The organism is Enterobacter sp. HMSC16D10, from assembly GCF_001807145.1.
GTDB lineage: Bacteria > Pseudomonadota > Gammaproteobacteria > Enterobacterales > Enterobacteriaceae > Enterobacter > Enterobacter roggenkampii.
The window spans coordinates 1-5,609 of record NZ_KV787906.1 but is presented as its reverse complement, the minus strand read 5'-3'; the positions used below and the strand labels follow the sequence as shown (position 1 = coordinate 5,609).

The window sequence follows — 5,609 nt, the reverse complement described above, 5'->3', positions numbered from 1 at the left end:
CCAGGGCGGCCAGCCTTGCAATGAAATCCAATGGGCTGGACGTCAGCGGAGCGGCGACCAATTTGGGCGGGGTCAGGATGCGTTCCTGAAACCGCGCGTCCTCGAAATAGCGGGCCTTGGTGGCGCGGATCGGGGGCGTGCCCGCGACCATGACGATTTCGTCCGTGGGCGGTAGCTGCATGATCTCGCCGGGCGTAAGCAGCGGCCGGGCCGTCTCCTGCCGGGACACCATGAGGTGCCCTAGCCACGGCGCAAGTCGATGGCCGGCATAGTTGGTGGAATCGCGCAGCTCGGTCGCGGCGCCGAGCGCGTCGCTCACCCGCTTGGCGGTGCGTTCGTCGTTCGTGGCAAAGCTGACGCGCACATGGCAGTTGTCGAGAATGGCGTTATTCGGCCCATAGGCGCGCTCGATCTGGTTGAGGCTCTGCGCGATCAGGAAGCCTTTGATGCCGTAGCCCGCCATGAAGGCGAGCGCCGATTCAAAGAAATCGAGCCGGCCGAGCGCAGGAAACTCGTCCAGCATCAACAGCAAGCGATGGCGCTTGCCGGAGGTGGTCAATTCCTCGGTCAACCGCCTGCCGATCTGGTTGAGGATCAGGCGGATGAGCGGCTTGGTGCGGTTTATGTCGGATGGCGGCACGACCAGATAGAGCGTGACAGGCCGGCGGCTGCCGACCAGATCGGCAATGCGCCAGTCGCAGCGTGCCGTCACTCGCGCCACCACGGGATCGCGGTAGAGGCCGAGAAAGGACATGGCTGTGGAAAGGACGCCGCTGCGCTCGTTCTCGCTCTTGTTCAGCAGCTCGCGGGCCGACGACGCGATGACTGGATGAACGCCCGCCTCGCCGAGATGCGGCGTATCCATCATGGCGCGCAAGGTCGCCTCGACCGGGCGGCGCGGATCGGACAGGAAATTGGCGACGCCCGCCAGCGTCTTGTCCCTCTCCGCATAGAGGACATGCAGGATCGCGCCGACCAGCAGGCTATGGCTGGTCTTTTCCCAATGATTGCGTTTGTCGAGGCTGCCTTCGGGATCGACCAGAATATCCGCGATATTTTGAACGTCTCTGACCTCCCACTCGCCCCGTCTCACCTCCAGCAACGGGTTGTAGGCGGACGATCCGGCATTGGTCGGATCGAACAGCAGCACACGGCCATGCTTCGCGCGAAAGCCCGCTGTCAGCGTCCAGTTTTCCCCTTTTATGTCGTGGACAATAGCAGATGCCGGCCATGTCAGCAGCGTCGGCACCACCAATCCGACGCCCTTGCCGCTTCTGGTCGGGGCGAAGCATAAGACATGCTCGGGACCGTCATGGCGCAGATAGTCTTGCGTATGCCGGCCGAGCACTACGCCATCGGGGCCGAGCAATCCGGCCGCACGGATTTCCTTGTCTTCCGCCCATCGCGCCGATCCGTAGGTGGCGATGTTGCGGGCTTCCCGCGCTCGAATGATCGACATGAGGATGGCGGCGGCGATGGCGATGAAGCCGCCCGATACCGCGATGATGCCGCCCTCGACGAAGATAGCGGGCGCGTAGGCGTCGAAGGAAAACCACCACCAGAAGAAGGCCGGCGGATAATAGACCGGCAGGCCCGCCAGATCGAACCATGGCGCTCCAAGCTGGGGCTGGAAGCCGAGGCGAAAGGCAACCCATTGCGTCGCCGCCCACGTCATCACCAGAACGATGGTGATGACTACGGCGATCTGACCCCAAAGGATTCGGCCTCCGCGCAATGCAGGCTCCAGTCGGCAAAAGAGACGGAGCCGATCAGAGAGTAGGCAAAATCGGGACGGGCAACAGGAAAGAGGATGCCGGAGGGCTGCCGGATACTATCGGCGGCAAATAGGATGGATCGCCTGTGCCGTTATCGTGCCGGTCGAGTGCCATCCAGGAAACGATTGGGCGAATCGCCGTCACGCTTCATTTTGCCTGCGAGGTTGAGTAGATTTTTCAGTGCGGAGTTGCGATTGAACGGCGACCAGACGGCTGTAAAGGCAACCGGCTCCGGTTCATCGAGGAAGGGCAGGAAGACGATGCCGGTCGTCGGCAACAATGACGTTGCCTCGCCGACGATAGTGATGCCGAAGCCTTGTCCGACCATAGATAGCAGCGTGTCGCGCCCCACATCAAAGCGCCGGATCGACGGTGCGGGCCAACGCCCGGCAAGGCGCAGCACGATATGGTCATGGACCTGCGGGCCGGTGCCACCATAGCGAACAATGAAAGTCTCGCCGACCAGATCGGACCAAGTGATTGCGGACTGCCCGGCGAGGCGATGCCCATCCGATAGCACGGCCACCAGCGGTTCGGTCCAGATCGGTCGGGTATGGCAGTCGGGCATCTCGGGCTTGCCCGCGACGAACACCACGTCGAGCTGGTCAGCACGAAGCTGCATCACCGCATCGCGGGCTGTGCCTTCGGTGATCTCAACCTCAATGCCCGTATGTTCTTCCCGATAATGACGGATCAGCTCCGTGAGAAAGCTGCGTGGGATTAAGGCATGGATGCCGATGCGAAGCCGGCCGTATTCTCCTTGAGCTGTCATGCCTGCGGTCTTCACTGCGTGATCGAGTTGATCGACACCCGCCGTGACACGCTCCATGAAGTGCCTGCCTGCGTCTGTTAGCCGAACGCCCCGCGCATGGCGCTCAAATAGCAGGACACCAAGGTTATCCTCCAGCGCTTTCACACGCGCGCTGACGCTCGACTGGCTGATACCAAGTGCCTTGGCCGCATGCCGAAAATTCAGATGCTCGGCGACGGCGATGAACTGAACAAGGGAAATGAGCGGTATCCTGCCAGACAGGATACCGACATTCACGAGGTTTCGATGGTTAGTGCGCCGCATCGGAGCGGGCCTGCTACCAGTCGTCGGTTAGACGACTGGCGACTTCTCGGTGGCAGCCCCACGGAGCCGAAGGAGCACCAGCCCCAACGAAACCAGTACCGCCATCGCCGTGGCGTAACAGATCACGGGCCACGCTGTGTCACCGTTTAAAAGTGCCACCGCCAATGTCCCGACAATGCTGACTATCAGGCTTTGAACGCAGAAGTAGAACGCGACCGCTGATCCCGCGATGTCGTCGAACTCTGCCAAAGCGCCGTTCGCGGTAACGGACACCGTGAAGACAATACCGACCGCGACAACCCACATCGGTAGGATGAAGGTGAGGAATGACGGCGAGCCGTAAAGTTCGCCGATCCCCAACAGGACCGCTCCGCAAACAAGCAACGCCATCCCACGCGCCACGCATCCTGCGATGCCCCATCTGGCGACAAAGGACTTCGCGAAACGGGTTGTCACGATCATTACAAGCGCGACAGTGGCGAAGGCAAAGCTGAATCCGATCTCGGAATATTCCGCTTGGCCTATGAGCACACGGGGAGCCGTCGAGAAGAAGACGAAGAAGGTGCCCATACCGGCGCTAAAGCCGACAGTGTAAACCCAAAAAGCCGGACTCGCGAAGATCGGCAAGACAGATCGGCGCGTCTTGACTTGATCCAGAGGGCGGGTTTCGTGCCACCTGAAACCGGCATTCAAGAGTGCGGGTAACGCAAGCGCGGCCAGCGTTACGAATATCGCCCGCCATCCGAAAAACTCGCCGATCAGTGCTCCAGCAATTGGGCCAAGCGCAGGCACGAAGGCCAGCATCGAACTGAAAAGACCGTAGATGACGACGCCCTCGGGCCGGCTGGCGTAAACATCGCGAACCGTCGCGAACGTCGCCACCAGCATGGCCGACGCGCCCACTGCTTGAAGTAGACGGAAAGCGACAAAGGCCGGTGCAGTTGAAGACCAAGCTGCTCCCAGAGACGCAATGACGAAAGCCGTTGCGCCCGCAAGTAGAATTGGCCGTCGCCCGATTCTGTCTGAGAGCGGACCAAAAATCACCTGGCCCACGCCGAGCATCACCATATAGAGGCTCAACGTGAGTTGGATCATAGCGGGCGTCGTGTTCAGGATGCCGGGCATCGCTGGAACGACAGGGAGATAAATATCCATCGCCAGTGAAGCGAGGATGTCGAAAGGAGCCATCAGCAGCAGTGCTGCCGGCAGCGTATAGGCCCACGCGGGGCGTGTGGTGGTCATGACGAATCAACCCTCGATTAAGGAATACCGGGCGACGTCTGCTCGTCAGCAATCAGATGAGACTAGCCTTACAGAGCGCCGCAACAACAATACTGGTTGTTGCGGCTTACTTGTCTGCTGACTTGGAATTTCCCATCTGATTACTCCACGCTTACGAATATGAATTGCTACATTTTATCCGATTATCTTTTGCTTCGCAATGCGGCATGGGCGCACTCAGCGTTCCAGCCCCCTCTGCCGCCCTAACTGCCACAACACCGACCCGCCCTGCACGATGCCCATAACCTCGCGGCCGAGTTGGCGGTCGATGATCGGCCGCCACGGGACAAGGGTGAACTCATGGGATTTCTCGACCACGGCGAACTTGCCGCTCGATAGATGCACGGTTCCGGTAAACTTGCCGCTGACGCTCTCGCCGTCCGTGGCGGCGCGGAACGGCAGGCCCTTACTCAAAGCCATATCCGATCCGACGCCGGCTACCTCGCGCTCCCGCAGGATGGCGAGAAGGTTGCGCCGGTAGAAGACGCGGCTGTCCCGGCTGCGGGTGGCGTCGCCCTGTTCGATATGGTGCTCGCGGCGCTGGTCCATGGCTTCGCGGACTTGTTGCCCGAAGCCGGTTGGCGCAAGGTCGGCCGTCTCGCCGTGGATCAGCCGCCGGTCCAGCCAGGTCGCGCCGTCCGATCCGATCTGTTTGTTCAGATCGACCGGGGAAAGGACGCGAACGCTGGCCTGACTGTCTCGGCCGGCGTCATGGGCGGCGGCACGGCTGACCAGATCATCGGGGATGCGCCATTGGTCGGCGTCGATCCGCTCGACGATACCGGCCCGGCGTAGCGCCTCCAGCCGGCGCACATGGGCATCGACATAGCCCTCATAGTCGCCGCCTGGAACGCGGCCCTCGAACTTGGCCTGCTCCAGATGGCGGCTCGGCCGATAGATGCCGTCCTTTGCAATGGCGGTAATGGTGCGGTCGGACGGCCGGGCTGCCGCCTCGGCGGGGCCGAGCTGGACGACGCTGCCGATGCGGGCGTCCTCGAGCCGCTCGAGCGCGATGCCGGCGATGTGGTGCGTGCGGCCGTCGATGCCGTCCACCACAACGGTCAGGTTCTCCCCCAGTTCGTCGGACAGGTGCTTGTCCACGACGCGGCCGACGATGGGCGTCTCGGGCGCTCCGTCATGGATTTGGAAGCTCATGGGATCGCGTTCGCCGCCCTGCGGGCCGAGCGCCTTCTGCATGGTGCGGATAATGTCGCCCCGCTCTCCAAGCTCGCGCAGGGCCGGTTCCATGTCCTTGCTCAATTCCCAAACGCCGGGCGCGTGCTCGGTCGCCAGTCCCATCTTCTCCAGCTTGGTAAGACGGCGCAGGCGCAGCGTGCGCTCGAACTGCCGCCTCGGCGCTGCCGGTTCATGGCGTAGGTCGAGGAAACGGGCATCGGCTTCCTCGGCCATGGCGCGGTCGATTCGGGTGAAGCGGTCTTGGTCGACGTATAGGAAGAATAAACGCCCTTTTCACCCAA

4 protein-coding genes and 1 pseudogene are annotated in these 5,609 nt (G+C 62.0%); all 5 read right to left on the bottom strand.

The features are described from left to right. The coding region (locus HMPREF3143_RS21570) for a conjugal transfer protein TraG (RefSeq protein WP_070534273.1) at window positions 1–1,735 on the bottom strand (1,735 nt) is incomplete at its 3' end. 131 nt (window positions 1,736–1,866) lie between these two features. Then, window positions 1,867–2,547, bottom strand: a complete 681-nt coding sequence (locus HMPREF3143_RS21565; RefSeq protein ID WP_109354582.1) for a LysR family substrate-binding domain-containing protein — start codon at window positions 2,545–2,547, stop codon at window positions 1,867–1,869. A gap of 3 nt (window positions 2,548–2,550) precedes the next feature. After that, window positions 2,551–2,850, bottom strand: a pseudogene (locus tag HMPREF3143_RS26505) (LysR family transcriptional regulator); the annotation flags it as partial. Window positions 2,851–2,877: 27 nt separating this feature from the next. Continuing rightward, window positions 2,878–4,092 carry a chloramphenicol/florfenicol efflux MFS transporter FloR gene (gene floR / locus HMPREF3143_RS21560; RefSeq protein WP_014386424.1) on the bottom strand — a complete coding sequence of 405 codons (1,215 nt, stop codon included), beginning with the start codon at window positions 4,090–4,092 and terminating at the stop codon, window positions 2,878–2,880. 216 nt (window positions 4,093–4,308) lie between these two features. Next, window positions 4,309–5,541, bottom strand: a complete 1,233-nt coding sequence (locus HMPREF3143_RS25235) for a DUF3363 domain-containing protein (protein WP_172686824.1) — start codon at window positions 5,539–5,541, stop codon at window positions 4,309–4,311. Between the last annotated feature and the right edge of the window lie 68 nt (window positions 5,542–5,609).

Excerpts from the sequence above, each read along its gene's own strand:
- floR (WP_014386424.1), bottom strand. The coding sequence starts at position 4,092 with ATGACCACCACACGCCCCGCGTGGGCCTATACGCTGCCGGCAGCACTG.
- HMPREF3143_RS21565 (WP_109354582.1), bottom strand. The coding sequence starts at position 2,547 with ATGACAGCTCAAGGAGAATACGGCCGGCTTCGCATCGGCATCCATGCC.
- HMPREF3143_RS25235 (WP_172686824.1), bottom strand. The coding sequence starts at position 5,541 with ATGGCCGAGGAAGCCGATGCCCGTTTCCTCGACCTACGCCATGAACCG.